We start from the raw sequence: 23315 nt of genomic DNA, 5'->3' as shown, positions 1-23315 counted from the left end.
TTTCCAAGGTTGGTCTGTAAGAGGATATTATTCTTCAATTGAGATAGCCTGTGTTGGACATGAATCAGCTGCGTCCTGTGCGCATGGTAAATCTGTTTCTTCCATTAATGTTTCTGCTTTACCTTCGTCATTGATTTTGAATACATCTGGACAAAGGTTTTCACAAACACCACAACCGATACATGCATCTCTATCTACGAATACTTTCACGGTTAACACCTCCATATTTTAAATTTTACAAGTATATTATAACTCAAAATATAGCAAAAATTATTAAAATAATTTAACAAATTACATATTTTTTACTATATCAACAATTTTATCTACCAATTCAAGCCCTACTCTTTTTTGCGCTTCTTTTGTTGTTGCGCCAATATGAGGGGTTGCAACAACCATTGGGTGATTTAATAATTTCATTTGTATTTCTGATGTTGGAGGTTCAGTTTCAAACACATCCAATCCAGCACCAAGAACCTTTCCGTTTTCGAGGTATTTTAATAATGCTTCTTCATCGACAACTCCACCTCTTGCTGCGTTGATAATTACAACATTATCCTTCATCATTTCAAATTCTTTTTCTGAAATGAGATGTCTTGTTTTTTCTGTTAAAGGTACATGTAATGTAATTATATCAGAGTTTTTAATTAATTCTTCTAAGGATACCTGTTTTACATTATATTCTTTTTGAACTTCTTCTGGAATTTCGAAAACATCAAAAACAAGCACTTCCATATCAAAACCTGTTACTAATTTTCTTACTAATTTTCCAATATTTCCAAATCCTACTATACCAAGGGTTTTTCCTGTTAATTCAAAACCCTTTAATTTTTTCTTTTCCCATTTTCCTTCTCTTAATGTAACTGTTCCTGTTACTAAATGTCTGTATACTGAAAGCATGTATCCAACAACTAATTCAGCAACTGATAATGAATTTGCACCTGGTGTATTTATAACCTTTATTCCTTTTTCTTTTGCTGCTTCAAGGTCTACATTATCTAACCCCATACCTGCCCTTGCAATTAATTTTAAATTAGTTCCATTTTCGATAACTTCCTTTGTTGCTTTAGTTGCACTTCTTACAACCAAAACATCAAAATCTTTAACCTTTTCAATTAATTCATCTTTTTCAAAATGTTCTATTGTTATTTTTGCTTCAGGTAAAGCGGCCTTAAGTTTTTCTGTTGCTTCACTATCAAGAGGGTCATTTATATGAATCCACATATTAAACACCTTCTTTCATGAATACTTCCTGTGCAGCTTTAACGCCTACACCTAATTCAACATCAAATCCGAATTTCTTTAATGCCATTTCAAGAGCACTTATTCCAACAATTACATCGTATTTTGACATATAACCAAGATGTGCAATTCTTATTATTTTACCTTTTAAGTGATTTTGACCACCAGCAAATGTTACTCCTTCTTCATCTCTTAAATATTTTAATATTTTACCTCCATCAACACCTTCAGGAACTTTTACTGAAGTTAAAACATTTCCAGGATTTTTAGCAAATAATTCTAATCCCATTGCTTGAACTGCAGCTCTTGTGGCATCAGCCATAATTCTGTGTCTTTCCCATACATTTTCAATACCTTCTTCTTCAATCATTTGAACTGATTTTGCTAATTGATATACTAGGTTAACTGGTGGTGTGTATGGTGAATCTGGATATTTCTTTTTGTATGCTTTTAAATCAAAGTAATAATGATAATTTTTATTTTCGTCGATTACTTTCCATGCTTTATCGCTAACTGATATTAAAGCGATACCTGGAGGCATCATAAATCCTTTTTGAACACCTGTTACTACAATATCAAGATTCCATGCATCCATTTCTAATGGTTGAGCTAACATACCACTAATAGCATCTACAACCATTATTGCATTTGTATCTTTAACTATTTCAGCAATTTCTTTTATTGGATGAACTGTACCTGTTGATGTTTCACTTAATGTTGTAAATACAGCTTTTACATCAGGATTTTTTTCTAATAATTCTTTTATTGTTTCTGGTTTTACATAATCTCCCCATTCAAGGTCAACTACTATTGGATCTATTCCATAAGCTTTTGCAATTTCCATCCATCTTTCTCCGAATTTACCTGCTACAACAACTATTGCTTTATCTCCTGGATTTAAGGTATTTGCAACAGCTGTTTCCATAGCTCCTGTACCTGAAGAGGATAAAATAAATACAGGATTTTCAGTTCTGAAAATATATTTAGCACCATCTAAAGCAACCTTTTGAATTTCTAAATACTGAGGTGTTCTGTGGTGAATTGTATCCTTTGCACCTTCTAATAATAAATCAATTGGAACTGGTGTTGGACCTGGTGCCAACAAATAATTTTTTCTTATCATCTTTGCCATTTTTATATCCCTCCTTATTGGATTGTAATTTTCCATCTTATTATACCATACTTATTTTACCTCAAAAACTTTACAAAGCAACGGTTATTCTCGAAATTTATCAAATAATGAAAAATTTTTCATTATATTTGTCTTTTTTGCATTTTTCCTATTTTTTAGTATAATTAAAGATGAATTAACAAAAAGGAGGTTTTTTATATGTATGTTGAAAAAATGAAAGATTTAAACTATGATATTAAAGATACTGCAATTTTATGTGTTGATTGCCAAAATGGTTTTACTCTTAGATGTCCAGAAGAATTGCCTGTAGAAGGTACGGATGAAAAATGGATAGAAAAGGTTAATGAATTTATAGCGGAAGCAAAAGATATTGGTTATACCATTATTGCAAGTAAAGATGATCATCCTGAAAATCACAAATCATTTAATGAATGGCCACCTCATTGTATAAAAGGAACATATGGAAATGAATTATTTATAAAACATTATGATTTCCTCGTAAAAAAAGGAACAACAGAAAATACAGATAGTTATTCAGCATTTTACGAGGATATGGAAACAAAAAATGAAACAGAACTGGATAAATTTCTTAGAGAAAATAACTTTAAAAAACTTATTATTTTTGGACTTGCTGGTGATGTATGTGTCCTTGCAACAATTAAAACTGCAATTAAAAAAGGATATGATGTTGCTGTAATTGAAGATTTCATAAAAAGTGTAAATGGAAAAAGTATGAAAGAAATTTTGGACTTAGAAAAATTAAAGGTTAATATTGAAATTATTTAAATTAAAATCATATAATAAAATTATTTGAATATGGATTTTTATTTTTTTAATAATACCACTTGACTTTTTTAAAGTTAAGTGGTATTATTTATTATGTAAATAAAAATTTTTAAATTCCTGGAGGTGACATGATGAAGAAAAAACGTTTAACCAGATGTCCTGTATGTGGTGGTGATCTTGTTATTTCTGAATTTAGATGTCCAACATGTGATATTACAATAAAAGGTAGTTTCCACCTTGATGATTTTGCAAAACTTTCAGATGAACAATTATATTTTTTAAAGATATTTATTAAAAACAGAGGAAATCTTTCTGATGTTCAAAAAGAAATAGGCATATCATATCCAACAGCAAAAGCAAGGCTTGAAGGTGTTGTAAGGGCTATGGGATTTGATGAGAAAAAGAATACAGTTGATACCTTGAAAATCCTTGAAAAAATAGAAAAAGGAGAACTTACTCCTGAAGAAGCCAAAGAAATCTTAAAAGGAAAGGGGAATAAAGAATGAATGGAATCTTAACGCGGGATGGAGTGAAGAAGATTGTTATTAAAGCAGTAGGTATTGATCTTGATGTTGTTTCATCAAAAAATGAAACAAATATTTTTGAGTATGATGATCTTCCATCGGATTGTGAAATTGTTGAAAACGTAAAAGGAGATACATGGATTATCGAGGTAAAAAAAGAAGAAAATTCCTTTTTAAAGAAATTTTTTGGATTTTCAGGTGGAGTATATGGTGATGCAACATTAAAAATTTCTAAAGATATTGAAGAACTTTCAATTAATAGTGTTACCGGTGATTGTGACTGTAACGGCATAACTTTAAAAAAATTTGATATAAAAACTGTTTCTGGAGATACTGACATAAATAACTCTTCCATTGATGTAATCAATTTTTCAAGTACCAGTGGTGATCTTGATATTTCAAAAACTCCATGTAAGGTTATAGACTTTAAGAATGTTTCTGGTGATTTAAGTGTGGATTATTTAATCGAAGACTTTGAAAAGGTTTATGTAAAGAATGTTTCTGGTGATTGTGATTTAGTTATTGCTGGAAATGAAAAGGTTTATGTAAATAAAAAAACAGCAAGTGGAGATATATATTTAAAAGGTATAGATGTGGAATTTAATCAAAAAAGAGAAAATAGAATAATTGATTTTATAAGTGTTTCTGGTGATTTAAATATTGAATTAAAAAGAATTGAAAATGTTGAAAAAATAAACAAGGAGAATAATAAAGTTAATGAAAATTTAAAAGACTCTTCTAATTTAAAGGAGGAAAATATGGTATTAACAATTGAAGAAAAGAAGATTTTAGAGTTATTGCTTACTGAAAAAATAACACGTTCTTTTGCCATAGAACTTCTTGAAAGTATAGGTTATACAGAAGAAAATGCTGTTAAATTCCTTGATGAAATGCTTGGAGGGGGAAATAAATGAAAAAGGTATTACTGATTATTATGGTTATATTATCTTTTGTGATAGTATTTTCAGCAAAATATACAATTGATTTAACCTTTCTTCCTGATGAAGCAGCTGTTTGGGGAAATATGACTGTTGAATTGGAAAATGGCGAAAAACCTCAATTTATATTATATCCAAATTTGGATAGCAAAGACAATCCATATCTAAATGCATTATTTGAATCTAATAGTAAAACAAAAATGGAGATTTTAACGGTTACTGATGAGAAAAATGAACCTCTGGATTATACAATTGGAGATTATAACTCTAAATATTTGAGAAAATATCAATTGAAAAATAGCGTGTTACTTGTAAAAACAGATAAAAGGAAGATACATATCAAGTTTAAAACATATTTTGTAAAAATGAACGGTGCTGATAATGTTGCATATCAGGACATATTTATATGGCGTTTTGGATGGTATCCAATGATACTTCCAGAGAATGGCGGATATGTATTAAAAGCGCATAATATAAAAGTTAGGTTTAATTCTATTAATAATAAAGATTATATTCCTGTATTTTCTGGCAAATATATAGATGGTTATTATGTTTCAGAAGGAAAATTTCGTTCTTTTCCAATAGTGTTTGTGAAAAAAAACGTTTATAATGAATTAAAGCTTAAAGCCAGAGATTATGAAATTTCTATCTGGTATAAAAAAGGCCAGGAACAAAGAGCTGCTGTAATGGCAACGCATGTAATAAAAGCGCTTGAAATACATACAGAAAATTATGGGAAATTAAAGTATTCTCATATAAATGTAGTTCAGGATCCATATCCGGGAATGTATGGAATGGCAGCAGATGGAATGTTTTTGCTTGGGGATGGATTTTTTACCACAGCAGATTTATTATTGCCGGGATTGACTGAGCCACTTACATTTTATGTAGTATCACATGAATTGGCACATCTCTGGTTTGGAATAGGTGTTGGCGTTGATTTTTTTGACAATAATTTCATGAGTGAGGCTTTTGCAGATTATTCTGCGCATATTTCCATGTTTGAAAAGTATGATAATGATCCATTAATGAACTTTTATTTGCCAGATTTTTTAACAGAATCTCTTGTTAAAAATATGCCCAAAACATTTTCAGAAATGGATCAAAAAAGTATATTTTATTTAGAGTATTTTGATATAGAAAATGCAGTTTCTGATAACATTGATGAAATTCCATATAACTTTGCTTCCTCAATTTATTATATAAAAGGAAAAAGAGCATTATTTTCTTTAGAAGAACTATTAACCAGAAAGAAATTCACAGAACTACTTGCGAAGTATTATAAACAATATAATGAGAAAGATCCTTCAGAGGAAGAATTTTATGAATTTCTTATAAAGAATGGAGTTAAAAAAGAAATTGTATATGATTTATTTGAAAGTAAAGAGAATTTCGATCCATCAATAAAATATCAGGATAATCATTTCGTTATAGATTTAGATAATAAGCATGTTCCAGTTAGAGTTCAGGTTATAACTAAAGAGGCTACAATAGATTTTGTAACAACAGATAGTACCGTATTAAAATACGATATTTCCAATATAAAAAGAATAGATATTGATCCTGATATGCATACATTTGATGTGAATAGAAGAAACAATCATTATCCTGTAATAATAAAATCAAATTTAATTCCTGAAAATTCAAATTATTCAGATTATGATTCGTATTCTATAAATTTTGAAACAGATTATGAACCAATAAATATTTTAGAATCAAAAAGTACGGCTTATTTAGCATTTGAAGCATATCCATATTATTCTTTAGGTGTAGGATATTTTTCATTAATGAAAAAACCAAAAGATTTCTATTCATGGTTTGATAAAAAACTAATATATGAAGGTATTTATTTTATTGGTAAATACAATCCGTCACCATGGCTTTCACTTTCATCGGACTTTTCATTTGATTATATTAATAAATTTCAGGAATTTAATGTTGATTTATTATTTGCATTATCTCAAAAACTTGATATAGGATTACCTTCAAAAATATTAACAGGGAATAAAGCTTTTTATGGTGGTTTAAAACTTTTTGATTTAGAAAATTATTATGTATATACTGGATTTGAAGTTTCTGAATTATTTAATTCAGGATTATATACAAATGGTAGTTATTATTTTATGAATGAAGATAATGAATATAATTATGGAATTATTGGAAATGCAGCATATTTCTTTGATAATTATTCAAAGTTTTTTAATTCTTTCAGTATAGAAGCTGCATATTCAAATGCTGAGATGTTTAATGCGCTTAATGGCAGGGAAGTAATATTTGATGAAGAATTTCCAAATACATTTACTTTTGAATTTAGCAAGGTTAAATATTATTATGGATTGGATGTTGAATTGTTTCATCAGACTTTTTATGCTGAAAATCGTTTAAATGTATATAATCTATTTTCTTTAGGTAATGTAAATATATCATTGAATGCTTTATATAAATATACCGATGAAAAGAATTTATTAGGGACATCAATTGTATTATCGCCAAAACTTTATTTCTTAACCGATTCAATGATTCCTTTAAATTTTGAATTTGCAGGATTCTATTCTCCAGAATTAAATAAATATAATTTAACCTTATCATTAACAACAACATTGAATGTAGCTATAAGAAATTTAATACAGTAATAAATTTAATTACTTTTCTCTAATGTGGGTATTTATTATATTTAATACCTGCATTAGAGTTTTTTATTATTATGATGTATTATTTGTTTTTATTATTGATTATAAGGTGATATTTTTAATTTTTGTATATTAACTTTTATTTTCTATCTTTTTAAAATTAAACTAAGAATTATATAATTTCTATACTTAAAAAAAAATAACATCTTTTATGAAAGGAGAGGAAAAATGAAAAAGTTAGTGGTAACTTTTGTTTTTATGTTTTTTTTATCTTTTTTTTTCATTTTAAATGGATGTGTTAACCAAACTCTGAAAACATCATATCATGAAAAGAAACAAATTTTAAAAGAAGTTAAAAGTGAATGGGGGAATGCATATTTTAGAGGCACACCAAACAATTGGGGAATTACTCATATGTCTAAAATAGGTCCTCATACATGGCAAATTATAATTAAATTTAATAATGGAGATGGTTATGGAAAACCAAGATTTAAGATAGATCATTTTGGTGATTGGAAAGAAAGTTATCCCGCTAATGATTATGAAGTTGAACCTTACACCACTTATAAAATAACTTTTTATGATGATACTCATTATATAAAAGTTGAAAAATATATAAAAGCTGTAAATGGTGTAATGCTACAGGCCTTTCAATGGTATTTGCCAGAATATAATGAGAAAACCAAAAGCGGATTATGGGTAGAGTTATCAAAAAAAATTCCAGATTTAGCCTTAATGGGGATAACGGCATTATGGCTTCCACCAGCATATAAAGGGCAGGCAGGAAAAAGTGATGTGGGGTATGGAGTCTATGATTTGTATGATCTTGGAGAATTCAATCAAAAAGGTACTATTTCAACAAAATACGGAACGAAAGAACAATATTTAAAATTAATTGAAAATGCCCATTTATATAATATACAGGTTTATGGCGATATTGTATTTAATCATAAAATGGGAGCAGATAATACAGAATGGGTTAATGCAACAAAAGTTTCATGGAATAATAGGAATATTGAAATTGAAAATAAAACAATAAAAGCATGGACACTTTTTAATTTTCCAGGACGAAATAATAAATATTCAGATTTTAAATGGAGATGGTATCATTTTGATGGTGTAGATTGGGATCAAAACACTGGTGAAAAAGCTATATTCAGGTTTAATGGAATTGGAAAGGCATGGGATTGGGAAGTGGATGATGAAAATTTTAATTATGATTATTTAATGGGTGCAGATCTTGATATGGATCATCCTGAAGTTGTACAAGAACTTAAAAAATGGGGTAAATGGTATGTTAATTTTACAAAAATTGATGGATTTAGATTAGATGCTGTAAAACACATAAAATTTAGTTTTTTTAATGATTGGCTGGATTATATGAGAAATGTATTAGGAAAAGAATTATTTACAGTTGGAGAATATTGGAGTACAGATATTAATAAACTAGAAAATTATATATCAAAAACAGAAGGTAGAATGTCTCTCTTTGATGTTCCATTGCATCAACATTTTTACGAGGCATCGAATTCTGGGGGCTATTATGACATGAGAAATATTTTTAATGGAACACTTGTTCAGAAAAATCCTATAAAAGCTGTTACTTTTGTTGAAAATCATGACACACAGCCTGGTCAGTCTTTATCTTCTCCTGTACAGGATTGGTTTAAACCTTTAGCTTATGCAATGATTCTATTGCGAAAAGATGGTTATCCATGTGTTTTTTATGGGGATATGTATGGTGCTCCTGGAATAAAAGAACAATATGGGACAATTAAAAAACTTATTGAAGCAAGAAAGTTATATTCATATGGAAAGCAATATGATTATTTAGATCACCAAGACATAATTGGTTGGACAAGATTGGGAGACGAAGAACACCCAAAAAGCATGGCAGTAATACTTTCGGATGGTCCTGGTGGAAGCAAATGGATGTATGTTGGAAAGAAAAAAACAAAGTTTATAGATTTGCTGGGGAATATAAAAGAGGAAATTTGGACAAATGATTATGGATGGGCAGAATTTAAAGTTAATGGAGGTTCTGTCTCTGTTTGGGTAGAAGAATAAAATTAATATGGTCACCAAAAAGGTGACCATATTAATTTTAAAAAATAAGGTTTATTTACCAAAATAATGGATAACAAAATTTATACTATATACTATGCCAAAAAATATACCATAATACAATTTTTTATTTTTTAATTCGTCAGAAAATAAAATAATCATTATCAGTATTCCAATAAAATTTGTAAATACAAGTAATATATAAAATTTTATTTTTATTTTTAAAAGGAAGATACCTATCAATATAGAGAAGATGTTACTTATTAAAATACCTATTGCTAACTTTAATTCTTTAATTTTCAAATAGAAAAAATCAAAAAATAATTTATTTAACCATATCTCTATTACAAATGAAAAGAAAAAAATAATAAAAGAAATAACTATAATTATTTTATCTAAATATAAAATATTTATATCTATATTTTGAGCTAAATCAACAATATTTTTTTTCATTTCAGGATTATTTTGAAAATATTCAAAAATAAAAGAAATAAATATATATAATGCACCAATATAAGTTAAAAGAAAAATAATGTGTTCTTTTTTAATCACAAAATATCCCTTCCTTTTTTAAGGTTAATTCTATAAATTTATGACTATTTAAAATTCCGTGATAAGTAAATATTATTATTGTTCCTTCAGATACTCTTTTTTTTAACTCATTAAATATAATATTTTGTGTTTTTATATCAATATGAGAAAGAGTTTCATCAATTACAATTAAACTCCACACTTTTGGTATAAAAATTAATGAAAAAATTGTTTTTAAATTTGTCCCCATAGACGCTTTATAAGGAAATATGGAAAAATCATTTATATTTAATTTTTTTAAAATCTCTTTAAAGGTATTTTCTGTAATTTTTATATTATGATAATACATAAATAATCTTATATTTTCTTCTAATGTTAGCCAGTCTTCATTAAGTGAAAATTCTGGAATATACAAAATTTTTTTAAAATTATTTTTATATATTCCTTCACTAAATTCTTCTATATTTGAAAGGCATCTAAGAAATACACTTTTTCCTATTCCGTTTTCTCCTTTTAACCAATATATATTATTATAAAAAGTATAGGATACATTTTCAAAAATAACTTTATTTCCATATTTCTTAGAGCAGTTTTTAAGTTCAAGCATTTAGAATTTTCCTCCTATTATTTATTAGGATATTAAACCTTCTACAAACCCACTTATTATAATAGAAAAAATATTTATTAATAAAATGCTCTTATATTCAGAAAATATTTTTAAAATCACATTGTATTTAAATCTATAAAAATTAAGCATAAGGCAATAGGATATATAAGAATAGATAATATAATTTGGAAATTCTATAACAATATGTGGAAAAAGTTTATCAAAAGTATTATATAAACCTACTGATTTTATACCAATATAAATACTCCAGGTTGTTGAAAATAGATCAATTATCCAGAATACTGGCATTAAAGGAAATAAAAATATATAAGATATAAAATTTTTTAAATTATTTAATATAATATCAATAGCTAATTTAAAGCTATGTTTTTGTGGTATTGCATATATTTCCCCGGATAAACAAAATATCTTATCATAAAAATATATTAATTCAAAACATAAAAATAGGTACAATATTAGATAAATAGAAATATGTCTTTTTCTTGGCATACATTCACCTTTTTTTAAAAATATAATCAGATATCAGTTTATGGATATTAAATATATTTAAAATCATCAAAAAGGTAATTTTAAAGAATTCTCCATATATTTTGCGATACCCTTGGATTTTAAAAAAGATTTTACTATACATATCAGGAACTTGAAAAATTATTGCCACAAATATTATAAATGCAAACAAAAAATAATGATTTATTTTTCTTTTATTTTCAAGAGATTTGTAATAAACGAAAATATAAGATTTTACTATGTACACCATTAGTAAAAGAAGATTTATAAAAAATAATAAAATGTAAAAATTTAATCCTTCAGAAAATACTATAAAAAACAAAAATAAAAATATAATAACGGTAAAAATAATTCCTATTTTCAATTCATATGAATTAAGAAACCAATTTTTATATGGACGTATTGTGGTTTTAAAAAATATATATTTACTATATTCTCTGTCAAAATTTAAAAAATTTTTTTCAAAAACTATCTCTAATTCTGCTAGTAACAAAATTATTAAAAAATATTCTGCTGAATATAATCCAAAAAAATGATAGGTAATAATTGCTCCAAAACAAACGAATATGAATTCAGCATACTCTTTTAATGGTAATCTCTTAAAAAAAAGTATTAAAGAGTGACATGAAGTAATTTTTTCTGAATAAAAAAGGTATTCTGAAAACTTTTTATCATTAATAATTATATTTTTTAATTGTGAAAACCATGTGCGATATAAAAATATAACATTAATAATAATAACAGGAATAAAAAATAATATGTTTATTTTTAAAATATACAATAAATAAAGAAAAACAAAAACTATAAGTATATACTTTTCCTTCTTTGTATATATTTTCACAAAAAATAAGGTAATTTGAAGTAAAAAATTAATTAACAAAAATAATAGTTTTTTATAATCATTGTAATATAATAAAAATAACAATATATTTGAAATAATAAATATACTGCTAAAAAGATTCAATCTTAAAAAAGTAAATATAACATATTTAGCAGTAACTTCCCTGGATACTAAATAATGTACATTTCTATACTGTTTTAATAGTGAAATAATATTAGGAAAATTATAGTCAAATAATAGAAATGAAAAAAAATAAATTATTAAAAAATTATTTTTATCTAGAAGAAAAATATATAGAAAAAAAGAACTTAAGATCATGAAAATATATACGAACAAAAAAATAAAGGAGTTTATAAATGTATCTTCAACTATTTTAAAATTATTTATCCAATATTTTATGAGTAATTTGATATTTATCTCCTCCTTGAAAAGGGAAGAATGATTAAATCATTCTTCCCTTTTTAATTAAAAAAGATTACCACATAGTTGCATATCTTTTGCCATATTTTTTTATCATTTTTTTTTGCAACAGCAACAAGTCCTGCTGTAATTGCTCCTGCTCCAATAACTGCTGTAATAATTGAAATAATTGTTGTTACCGTTGAAAATGTATCAATGATATCTATAACCTTTTCAGCTGCATGTTTTGAGATTCCAAGCATAGATGCTAAATTAATACTTGAAAAAGTAAAAAAGACACTAAAAAGACTAAGGGTTATAAAAATTTCTATAAAAAATATATTTTTATTCTTCATAAGACTCCTCCTCCTTTGCAAATGTCAACTAATAACTTTTGACCCCCTGGGGTAAAAAATTGACCTCTTACTTATAATATTGATTTGAATAACGGTTTTTAAAGATTTTTTTCTGTAACTATATCCATTTATACCAGCTATTATAATAATATCATTGATAATATTGTGAAATTTATAACTAATAATTCATAATAAAACCTAACAAATATATATTTTTAATATTTGTTACACTATAATCAAAAGATATTAGTTTTTAATTATTTATTTCACAATCATTATATCAAAAAGAAAAAAAGATATCAATATATAATGTGAAATCCGAGTAAAATTATAATTAATTTTTCTTTTTTTGTCGCATATTTAGAACAACAAACCTCTTTGCTTGATTTAGCAAAGAGGTTTGTTTTCAGTCTATCAGACACATAATATATGGCTGTTTTCTTTTTATAACTTATTAATTAGTTCTCTTTCTATATATTTAAAGCCTTTTTCCCAGAATTCTTTTTTAGTAATATCAATATCTAATTTTGCCAATAATTCTTTGTATTTTCCTCACTTCGACCCTCGAATATCGTAGGTGTTTTTGCAACTATTCTATTAAATTAATAACCACAAAGACTATAAGCATTAAACCAGAGCATATCATAAGCTAAAGTTGGATTAGTTGGATCAGAAATATCAATTATTACCAAACCATTATCCCCATCCGCAACAAAAGCATAGTTGTCTTTAACATATATATCTGTTGTACCCTCAGTATCAAAATGCCAGATTTGAGAAGGATTAGAAGGATCAGAAATATCAATTATTACCAGTCCATTACCACCATCCGCAACAAAAGCATAATTGTCTTTGATATATATACCTCCTGCCCAACCATAATCATCATCGAAATGCCCAATTTGAGAAGGATTAGAAGGATCAGAAATATCAATTATTACCAGTCCATTATCCCCATCCGCAACAAAAGCATAGTTGTCTTTAACATATATGCCAAATGAATAACCATTAGTATCAAAATGCCCAACTTGAGAAGGATTTGCAGGGTCAGAAATATCTATTATTACCAGTCCATTATCACTATCCGCAACAAAAGCATAATCGTTTTTTATATATACAGCTTTTGCATTAATAGTATCAATATGCCCGATTTGGGAAGGATTTGCAGGATTAGAAATATCAATTATTACCAGTCCATTACCACCATCCGCAACAAAAGCATAGTTGTCTTTAACATATATGCCAAATGAATAACCATTAGTATCAAAATGCCCAACTTGAGAAGGATTTGCAGGGTCAGAAATATCTATTATTATTACCAATCCATTCCAGGAATCCACAACAAAAGCATAGTTGTCTTTGATATGTATTTCTTCTACCCTACCACCAGTATCAAAATGCCCAACTTGAGAAGGATTTGCAGGGTCAGAAATATCTATTATTATCAATCCATTCCAGGAATCCGCAACAAAAGCATAGTTGTCTTTGATATATATTTCTTCTGCCCTACCACCAGTATCAAAATGCCCAACTTGAGAAGGATTTGCAGGGTCAGAAATATCTATTATTATCAATCCATTCCAGGAATCCGCAACAAAAGCATAATTGTCTTTAACGAATATTTCCCATGCAACTCCATCAGCAACAAAATGTCCAATTTGAGAAGGATTGGAAGGATCAGAAATATCTATTATTACCAATCCATTATAATAATCTGCAACAAAAGCATAATCGTTTTTTATATATACAGCTTTTGCATTAATAGTATCAATATGCCCGATTTGGGAAGGATTTGCAGGGTCAGAAATATCAATTATTACCAGTCCATTATCCCCATCCGCAACAAAAGCATAGTTGTCTTTAACATATATATCTGTTGTACCCTCAGTATCAAAATGCCCGATTTGAGAAGGATTAGAAGGATCAGAAATATCAATTATTACCAAACCATTATCCCCATCCGCAACAAAAGCATAATTGTTTTTGACATATACATCTTTTGCATCATAATTAGTATCGAAATGCCCAATTTGAGAAGGATTGGAAGGATCAGAAATATCAATTATTACCAATCCCTTACTACCATCTGCAACAAAAGCATAATTGTCTTTGATATATATACCTCCTGCCCAACCATAATCATCATCGAAATGCCCAATTTGAGAAGGATTAGAAGGATCAGAAATATCAATTATTACCAGTCCATTACCACCATCCGCGACAAAAGCATAATTGCCTTGGATATATACGTCTATTGCATACCAATTAGTATCAATATGCCCAACTTGTGATGGATTAGAAGGATTAGAAACATCAATCAAAACAATTCCTTCATTTCCTGCTGCAACTACCATAATATTATGATTTTTTATTTCTTCTTCAGACTTTTTAGTTGTAAAAGACCAGATGGGACCATTTGTAGAATTCTCATTATCATCTTTAGCAACTATTTTCCAATAGTACGTTGTATTTTCTTTTAACATTTTACCAAGTGGATATTTATTATTTGTATAATCGGTTGCTATTTGAGTAAGTTTTTCTTCATTATCTCCAAAATAAATATCATATATCAAAGGATCTCCATCTTGATCAGTGCATTCCCAACTTAATAATAAAATATCTATTGAAGTATTAATTGCTCCATTTGCTGGTTTGGGATTTTCTGGTTTATTTGGTGCTTGATTTTCTATTTCTGTTGTAAAACTCCAGATTGGGCCTTCTATCTTATGATTACTATTATCCTTAGCAACGATTTTCCAATAATATGTTGTATTATATTCAAGAGAAGTAAGTTTATGTGTTGTTTCTTCATAATTTTCTTCTATTAATTTTAAATCATTTATATATGTTCCAAAATAGATATCATAAGTTAAGTTATCTTTGTCAGGATCAAAGCATGACCATTTTAAAGTTACATTTATAGAGACATTTGTTTCATTATGTCTTGGGTTTATTGTTACAGGTATTTCTGGTGGTTTATTCTTTACTATACATGAATTTAGACTAAGTAATATTACTAATAATACAAACACCAATACTATATCCTTTTTCATTTTTACTTATTCCCCCCTCGTATAATAAGTTATGTATAGATAAAATATTTATTATATTTTTTATAATTAAGTTCTTTGAAAAGTGAATATATTTATATAATCTTATATACAATTTTTGTATATACTTCTTTATTGTTTTTAGTTTTATTCTGTAATTCTTGTTTTTAGTTTTTACCTCTGTTAAAATAGTTTTAGGTGATCCCCCCTTGAGACTTTGTTCTCTTAAAATAGATTTCTAAGCTCGCATACAATTTTTCACTTGCCGGAAAATGTTTCTCGCTGGATTTATTTTTTTGCGAGGATGTGAGGTTGTATGCAACTGGAGGTGCTTTTATGTTTATTTTAGCTATCGATGTTTCCAAGAGCTCTCTTGATTTTTTTCTAATTTCATCGGTTCAGGCTCTGTAGAAAACTTACCTCAAGGCATTTTTAAATTTTTTGATAAAGCTATTTCTGTTTCTAAGAATTTCTTCCTTGTTCTTGAAACCACTGGCGTTTATTCTTTTGATGTCGCTTCTTATTTTTACAACCATTCTATCAAAGTCTTTTAGGTTAAAACTGATAAAATTGATGATCAATTAATTTTTGATATCGCTCTTAAATTTCAAGACTCTCTTGTCCCTTTTGTTTTTAATTCTGAGATTATCAATGAACTTAGATACCTTACCAGACTTTACCTTAAGTTCAATGAAGCTATTGCTTCTAAACCTATCGATGAACTCTTTGAATATATCACCAGAGTTTCTAAACATCGTGTTTCTTCTCATGTTTTAGCTCAAAAACTCAAAGAACTTTCTAAAAATGCCTTGAGGCTAAGACCTAAACCTTCTAAGTCTCTTAGACTTTCTATTATTTCCACTCTTGAACTTATTGACACTTATGAAAAACAAATTAAAACTATTAAATCTGAAATCTCTAAACTCTTTAAGAGAATCCCTAATACTCTTACTACTGTTAAATGTATCGGCGATATTACTGCTGCTGGTATTATTGCTGAAATTGGAGATATTAATCGTTTTAAAAATGCTGCGCTCTTGCTTTTTATGCCGGTTTAACCTGGTCTGTTCATCAAAGCGGTAATTTTGCCGCTCAAGATACATTTTTAAAAAAGAAATGCAACAAATATCTTAGAACCTATCTCGTTTTAACGGCTAATTCTCTAAAGATTTATGACCCTGTTTTTAAAGACTATTACTGGAAAAAATTCAAAGAATCTTACAAACATCATCATATGAGAGCTCTTATTTTATCCGCTAGAAAGCTTGCTAATCTCGTTTTTTATTTACTTAAAAATAATACACCTTATGTTATTAGGAAATAGTTTTTTCTTTTAAATTTCTTTATTTTTTTCAATTTCATACTTTTATCTGATTTTGCCTTTTTTATGGCTATTTATTCTCCTTTTGCTCTTTTTTACTTTTTTGACTCTTTACCGGAAATCTTTAGTTTTATTGAAATTTATAAGTTGTTGTCTATTTTTTAATATCTTTACTTATTTAATATATCTTAGATTAGTTTGTATAGTTAATTTTTTTAATTAGAATGATTTTATTAAAATATATCTTTTTTTATAAAAAAATAACATCAAAACATTTCGGTTCAATTATATCAAAAAAATTAATATTCTGTCAATATTTAATTATAAAAAATAAACCGCCTGAAAGCGGTTTAAAACATTATAAGATATTAAATTATCTACAATTTATTAATTAGTTCTCTTTCTATATATTTAAAGCCTTTTTCCCAGAATTCTTTTTTAGTAATATCAATATCCAGTTTTTCAAGTAATTTTTCTGGAGCTGCATTTCCACCGCTGGATAATAATTCTTTATATTTCGGGATAAATGCTTTTCCTTCTTCAAGATATTTTTCATATAATGCAATTACAAGAAGATTTGCAAAGTTATATGCATATACATAGAATGGTACTGCAAGCATATGAGGTATTGTGCTCCATTCGTATTTGTATTCTTCAGGGATTTTTACAGAATCACCAAACATTATTTTTAATTCTTTTTCATATAATTCTGACAATTCTTCCCATGAAGCCATTCCATTTTCATCAATCATTTTGTGTGACTGTATTTCGAATCTAGCAAACATGTTTTGCCTGAACATTGTTGCGAACATATCCTCTATTTTTGAAGCTATAAACATCTGTTTTTCTTCGCCTTCTAATTCCTTTAGTAATTTGTCCATTACGAGCATTTCGCCAAATACAGAAGCTACTTCTGCCATTGTTAATGGTGTATGATAATTTAATAATGACTGTTTTGAAGATAATGTCCCATGCACACCATGTCCTAATTCATGTGCTAATGTCATTACATCTCTCATGTTTCCTGTATAGTTGAGTAATATAAATGGTTTGTAGTTAGGAATATTATATGAACAGAATGCTCCACCACGTTTTCCAGGTTGAATTTCAGAATCAATTCTGTTTTCATCAAAGAATGATTTTACAATATCCCCAATCTCTTTGTCAAATTCATAGTAGGCATCAAGTACCAATTTTTTTGCATCTTCAAAGGATATTTCCTTTTTTACCGGTTTTAACGGTGCATAGATATCAGCAAGGGTTATATCGTATCCAAGGAAATCTCTTTTCCATTTATAGTATTTATGAACAATAGGTGTTTGCTCTGTGGTTACATCTATTACCATTTTTACAATTTCATCTTTAACCTCATTTGCCATATTTCTCATGGAAATTGGTTCTGGATAGTTTCTTAATTTGCTTTCTGTATCGTAATATTTTGCAACTGAATTAAATGTGCTTTCTAATATGATTTTATCCTTTTCATATCTTTCAAAGAACATTTTCATTGCTTTTTGTCTTAAGTTTTTGTCAGGATGCTGTCTTAATGAACGAATTTCAGCACCTGTCATTGTTTTTAATTCACCGTCAATTTCAATTTCAAATGTATATGAGGAAACTAATTTTTCATATAACTTGCTAAATGCTCTTCTTCCAGCAGGTTCTAAAGCAGATAAAGCTTTTTCAGCGTCTTCACTTAAAACATGAGGTTTTTCTTCAATTAATACTTCAAGTACATGTTTATACTTTTCTAATTCAGGTGAATTTTTTAATTCTTCAAGCTTTTCAAGTGAATGGCTTAATAATACAGGTTTCCAGAATGAAAGTTCCATTTCTCCTTTTGTAAGGTAATCCTGTCCCATAGCAACTAATTTTTGAGCTGTTTTATCCTGAGTATTTGCAGAGTATAATAAACTTGCATATTGCATTGCAAAATATGGTTTTTCAATAAGTTTTTCCAATTCTTCAAGAAAATTTTTAACCTCTTTAGCTGATAATTCTTTTGAAGAAAGTATAGGATAATATTTTTCTTTTAACTTTTTTGCTCCTTCAAGCGCATTTTCAAAATCCTTTTTAATTTGTTCATTTTCTGGTGAATCATAGAAAAAAGTTAAATCCCACTTCATTTTCACACCTCCTGAAATTTAATTATTAAATCTTTTTTTATTTTTATAGTATATAGGATATATTATACCAAGAAATATGGAAAATATGCTAACGCTATATAAAACAAAAGAGACGTTATTTCCAAAAATTGCAGCATATCCACTGGATATGAAATTTCCTATAGCCCAGGCAAATCCCATTGATACCGATGAAGCAAAACTTTTATTTTTAGGCATTAGACTCTGTGCCTCAACAATATTTGCTGACATTGTTAAAAATCCAAAGGCATCAAATAATGCAAAGGCTATTATTCTTAAAAATGATGTATCAACCATTAATAATAATATACCGGCAATACCCATTCCAAGGAAACCAATTAAATTTATAAACCTAATACCTATTTTTTCCATTAATTTTGTTCCATAGAAATTGGTAAACATTCCGATAATCATACCAATACTTAAAGTAGCACCACCTACAACAAGACTGGCACCGTGCAAATTAACGTATATAGGTACAAATGTATGGAATATATCCATTACAAAACCTCTTAGGGTTACCATTAAAAAAATAGGAATTAATGTAAGTGCTTCAGAAAGTTGAGGGAATCTTTTTTCTGCTATTTGTTGTTTTTCATATTTCCATAATTTTTTATATAAATAAGGAATAAATAATAATGCTATAAGCCCAACGTAATAGATTTTTTCAAATCCAACTATGCTGAGATACATTGTAATAAATATTGGTCCCATTGCAGCTCCAAATGTTCCAAATACTGAGAACCAGGCAATATGATGTCCTTTGTTCTCTCTTCCTGCAAAACTGGCACCAATAGGATGAAAAGCAGAATTAAACAATCTTGTAAAAAATATTACTATCAGTGAAATCCAGAAACTGTTTACAAATCCTAAGATAGAAATCAATATTATTTCCATTATCAATATAGAAATAATATATACACCATCGCGTTTTCTCCTATCAAAATATAATCCAAAAAATATTTGCAAAATCGATGACAATGCACCTATTAAAGAAAGTAAGCTTGTAAATGTTCTACTGTCAATATTATATCTTTCAATGAAGTATGGACCTAACGGTTTAAAGAAAGAGTTTAAAAAGTCGGCTAAAAAATGAGCAATTGAAATGGCGAAAGTCACTGTATCACCCCTTTGTTAGTTTTACGAACAAAATTATACCACAAAAATTAAAAATTGTCCAATAATTTATTATATATATAATGCGGCTACAAATGTAGCCGCATCATAAATAGTATTACTTTATTGAATAATTTGGCGATTCTTTGGTGATGGATATATCATGAGGATGACTTTCTTTCATACTTGCAGCTGTGATTTTTATAAATTCTGCTTTTTCATGCAATTCTGCAATATTTTTTGCGCCTATATATCCCATTCCAGCCTTTAATCCGCCAAGCAATTGATAAATTACTTCTTTTGCTTTTCCTTTATAAGGCACCATTCCTTCTACACCTTCTGGTACCAGCTTTTCTGTTTCTTCTACATTGCTCTGGAAATATCTATCTTTACTGCCTCTTTTCATTGCTCCAATTGAACCCATTCCTCTATATGTTTTGTATTTCCTTCCCTGATAAAGTATAGTTTCACCGGGAGCTTCTTCTGTTCCTGCAAATAAACTTCCAAGCATTACGGTATTGGCACCAGCAGCCAATGCTTTTACTATATCTCCTGAATATCGTATTCCCCCATCGGCTATTACAGGTATATTATGTTTTTTTGCAACGCTAACTACATCCATTATTGCTGTTAATTGCGGAACACCTATGCCAGCAACTATTCTTGTTGTACAAATAGAACCGGGACCAATTCCTACTTTTACAGCATCTGCACCGGCTTTTATTAAGTCTTTTGCTGCTTCTGCTGTTGCAATGTTTCCAGCAATAATAGGTACTTCAGGATATTTGCTTTTTATTTTTTTCAATGTCTCCAGTATATTTTTTGAATGACCATGTGCTGAATCGAGTACCAATACATCAACACCTGCTTTTATAAGAGCTTTTGCACGTTCTAACCCATCAGAAACCCCAATTGCTCCACCAACTAATAATCTTCCCTTTTTATCTCTTGAAGCATTTGGATGTTCAACTACGGATATTATATCTTTTATTGTTATTAAACCAATTAATTCATTATTTTCATTTATAATAGGTAATTTTTCTATTTTATTTTGATGAAGTATTTCTTTTGCCTCAACTACTGTAATGTGTGGCCCTGCGACAACAAGGTCTTTAAAAGGTGTCATTAATTCTTTTGCCTTTTTTGATGTGTTTTTTTCAAAACGCATATCTCTATTTGTCAATATTCCCAATAATTTATTATTTTCATCTACAACAGGTAATCCCCCTATTTTGTATTCAGCCATTAATTTTTCCGCTTCGTATATTGTTGTGTCTGGAGTTATTGTTATTGGATCGTATATTATGCCATTTTCCGCTTTTTTTACCTTTTCTATTTCATGAGCCTGTTCTTCTATAGTTAGATTTTTATGAATTATACCAATACCGCCTTCATGGGCTATTGCTTTTGCCATTAAGCCTTCAGTTACTGTATCCATTGCTGCTGAAAGAAAAGGTGTGTTTAAATATATATCTTTAACAAGTATGGATTTTGTTTCAACTTCCGAAGGAATTACTTCACTGTATTTTGGTAATAATAATACATCATCAAATGTCAATCCTTCTCTAAACATTTTATCGCTCCTTTCTATTCCCATTCAATTGTTGCCGGGGGTTTTGAGGTTATGTCATATACAACTCTTCCAACACCATTTACTTCATTTACAATACGACTTGAGGCTTTTTCAAGTATTTCAAAAGGGATTTTTGACCAATCAGCAGTCATTCCTTCTACGCTATCTACAGAGCGTATTGCAAGCACATAATCATAACTTCTTTCATCGCCAACAACGCCAACGCTCTTTATTGGTGTTAAAACAGTAAAAGCCTGCCATACTTTGTTATACCAGTTAAACTCTTTTAATGTTTCTATAAATATATGATCTGCTTTTTTTAATATGTTTAGCTTTTCTTCTGTGATTTCTCCAATTATACGTATTGCCAATCCTGGACCAGGAAATGGATGTCTGTATAATATGTGTTCAGGTATTCCCAATAATTTTCCAACTTCTCTTACTTCATCTTTGAAAAGATTTCTTAAAGGTTCTATTATCTTAAATTTCATATCTTCAGGTAAACCGCCTACATTGTGGTGGCTTTTTATTTTGGCTGTATTTTTTCCTGATGCAGCACTTTCAATTACATCAGAATATATAGTTCCCTGAACGAGAAATTCATATTCATCAGTTGCTTCATTTTCAAATACGCGTATAAACTCTTCTCCTATTATTTTTCTTTTCTTTTCAGGGTCAGTAACACCGCTTAATTTAGATAAAAATCTTTTTTGTGCATCTACAACTGTAAGATTTATACCTAATAATTCATTGAATATCTTTTTTACTTCAATTTCTTCATTTAATCTCATTAATCCATGGTTTACGAATACAGCTTTTAATTGTTCTCCTATTGCTTTGTGTACCAATACTGCAGCAACAGAAGAATCTACTCCACCAGAGAGTGCAATAATAGCTTTTGAGTCACCAACTGCTTCTTTTATTTCTTTTATTTTGTTTTCAATGAGATTTTCAAGAGACCAGTTTTTTTCCAGTTTTGCAATTTTAATGAGGAAATTTTCAAGTATTTCAAATCCAAATTCTGTGTGTTTTACTTCTGGATGAAATTGAATCCCGTAAATTTTTTCAGAAAACTTTACGGCAGCATTTATTCCATTATGAGTAGTAGCAATAATTTCGCTTCCATCTGGAAGTGCGACAACAGAATCGCCATGACTCATCCAAGTTATAATTTTTTCCGGTATTTCTGAGAATAATACGTTATTGTTTACTTTTATTTCTGTTTTTCCATATTCAGAAACTTCTGTTTTCTCAACTTTGCCTCCAAGTTTTTTTGCCAATGCCTGCATTCCATAACAGATTCCCAATATTGGAACATCTAACTTGAATATCCAATCAGGAATTTCCAATGCATCCTTATCGTTAACGCTTTTTGGACCTCCAGATAGTATAATAGCTGTTATATCTTCCAAATTGGTGATTTTAGCATCATGAGGAACAACTTCAGAATAGATTTCCATTTCTCTAATACGTCTTGCTAATAGTTGTGTATATTGCGAACCATAATCAATAATCAATACTTTTTTCATAGGCACC

16 protein-coding genes and 2 pseudogenes are annotated in these 23315 nt (G+C 28.4%); 6 read left to right on the top strand and 12 right to left on the bottom strand.

Annotated features, from left to right (window positions below; all coding sequences use genetic code 11):
- Positions 1 to 27: 27 nt before the first annotated feature.
- From LN42_RS03055 to LN42_RS03045, 3 genes are all read right to left on the bottom strand, one after another.
- The gene (locus LN42_RS03055; protein ID WP_014296063.1) at positions 28 to 210 is read right to left on the bottom strand and encodes a ferredoxin; all 183 of its coding nucleotides are present in this window, start codon (positions 208 to 210) and stop codon (positions 28 to 30) included.
- Between the two features lie 81 nt (positions 211 to 291).
- Complete coding sequence (locus tag LN42_RS03050) at positions 292 to 1221, bottom strand: D-2-hydroxyacid dehydrogenase (RefSeq protein ID WP_014296062.1); 930 nt, start codon at positions 1219 to 1221, stop codon at positions 292 to 294.
- A 1-nt stretch (position 1222) separates the two neighbouring features.
- Positions 1223 to 2371 (bottom strand): alanine--glyoxylate aminotransferase family protein, encoded by a 1149-nt coding sequence (locus LN42_RS03045; protein ID WP_014296061.1) that lies wholly within the window; start codon positions 2369 to 2371, stop codon positions 1223 to 1225.
- Between the two features lie 198 nt (positions 2372 to 2569).
- On the opposite strand from LN42_RS03045, the gene LN42_RS03040 reads away from it, so the two are divergent.
- From LN42_RS03040 to LN42_RS03020, 5 genes are all read left to right on the top strand, one after another.
- Positions 2570 to 3157 (top strand): isochorismatase family protein, encoded by a 588-nt coding sequence (locus tag LN42_RS03040; protein ID WP_014296060.1) that lies wholly within the window; start codon positions 2570 to 2572, stop codon positions 3155 to 3157.
- A 131-nt stretch (positions 3158 to 3288) separates the two neighbouring features.
- Positions 3289 to 3663, top strand: a complete 375-nt coding sequence (locus LN42_RS03035) for a DUF2089 domain-containing protein (RefSeq protein WP_014296059.1) — start codon at positions 3289 to 3291, stop codon at positions 3661 to 3663.
- A complete protein-coding gene (locus tag LN42_RS03030) occupies positions 3660 to 4595 on the top strand; it encodes a DUF4097 family beta strand repeat-containing protein (protein ID WP_014296058.1) in 936 nt (311 codons plus the stop codon). Before LN42_RS03035 ends, LN42_RS03030 begins: the two co-directional genes overlap by 4 nt.
- Positions 4592 to 7252 (top strand): M1 family aminopeptidase, encoded by a 2661-nt coding sequence (locus LN42_RS03025; protein ID WP_014296057.1) that lies wholly within the window; start codon positions 4592 to 4594, stop codon positions 7250 to 7252. The genes LN42_RS03030 and LN42_RS03025 overlap by 4 nt, the downstream gene beginning before the upstream one ends.
- Before the next feature lie 225 nt (positions 7253 to 7477).
- Complete coding sequence (locus LN42_RS03020) at positions 7478 to 9316, top strand: alpha-amylase (protein ID WP_014296056.1); 1839 nt, start codon at positions 7478 to 7480, stop codon at positions 9314 to 9316.
- Positions 9317 to 9367: 51 nt separating this feature from the next.
- Here the strand turns inward: LN42_RS03020 and LN42_RS03015 are convergent, their stop codons facing one another.
- From LN42_RS03015 to LN42_RS02990, 5 genes and pseudogenes are all read right to left on the bottom strand, one after another.
- Positions 9368 to 9865 (bottom strand): hypothetical protein, encoded by a 498-nt coding sequence (locus LN42_RS03015; RefSeq protein ID WP_014296055.1) that lies wholly within the window; start codon positions 9863 to 9865, stop codon positions 9368 to 9370.
- Complete coding sequence (locus tag LN42_RS03010) at positions 9858 to 10451, bottom strand: ATP-binding cassette domain-containing protein (protein WP_014296054.1); 594 nt, start codon at positions 10449 to 10451, stop codon at positions 9858 to 9860. The genes LN42_RS03015 and LN42_RS03010 overlap by 8 nt, the downstream gene beginning before the upstream one ends.
- Before the next feature lie 24 nt (positions 10452 to 10475).
- A complete protein-coding gene (locus tag LN42_RS03005; protein WP_014296053.1) occupies positions 10476 to 10961 on the bottom strand; it encodes an integral membrane protein in 486 nt (161 codons plus the stop codon).
- Between the two features lie 1334 nt (positions 10962 to 12295).
- Positions 12296 to 12575 (bottom strand): annotated as a pseudogene (locus LN42_RS02995) (uberolysin/carnocyclin family circular bacteriocin).
- A 602-nt stretch (positions 12576 to 13177) separates the two neighbouring features.
- Positions 13178 to 15628, bottom strand: coding sequence for a hypothetical protein (locus LN42_RS02990; protein WP_075780327.1), 2451 nt, complete (start codon positions 15626 to 15628; stop codon positions 13178 to 13180).
- A gap of 806 nt (positions 15629 to 16434) precedes the next feature.
- Between LN42_RS02990 and LN42_RS11215 the strand changes: the two are divergent.
- Positions 16435 to 16949, top strand: a pseudogene (locus tag LN42_RS11215) (transposase).
- A gap of 374 nt (positions 16950 to 17323) precedes the next feature.
- Here the strand turns inward: LN42_RS11215 and LN42_RS02980 are convergent.
- From LN42_RS02980 to guaA, 4 genes are all read right to left on the bottom strand, one after another.
- Positions 17324 to 19072 carry a M3 family oligoendopeptidase gene (locus tag LN42_RS02980; RefSeq protein ID WP_075780326.1) on the bottom strand — a complete coding sequence of 583 codons (1749 nt, stop codon included), beginning with the start codon at positions 19070 to 19072 and terminating at the stop codon, positions 17324 to 17326.
- Between the two features lie 18 nt (positions 19073 to 19090).
- A complete protein-coding gene (locus tag LN42_RS02975; protein WP_014296049.1) occupies positions 19091 to 20209 on the bottom strand; it encodes an MFS transporter in 1119 nt (372 codons plus the stop codon).
- Positions 20210 to 20324: 115 nt separating this feature from the next.
- On the bottom strand, positions 20325 to 21779 hold the full coding sequence (guaB, locus tag LN42_RS02970) for an IMP dehydrogenase (protein ID WP_075780325.1): 1455 nt from the start codon (positions 21777 to 21779) through the stop codon (positions 20325 to 20327).
- A gap of 14 nt (positions 21780 to 21793) precedes the next feature.
- Positions 21794 to 23308 (bottom strand): glutamine-hydrolyzing GMP synthase, encoded by a 1515-nt coding sequence (guaA, locus tag LN42_RS02965; RefSeq protein WP_075780324.1) that lies wholly within the window; start codon positions 23306 to 23308, stop codon positions 21794 to 21796.
- Positions 23309 to 23315 lie beyond the last annotated feature (7 nt).

It is taken from the genome of Marinitoga sp. 1137 (assembly GCF_001941525.1).
GTDB lineage: Bacteria > Thermotogota > Thermotogae > Petrotogales > Petrotogaceae > Marinitoga > Marinitoga piezophila.
Note: the sequence above shows the minus strand (reverse complement) of the source record. Positions and strands in the feature narration are given on the sequence as shown.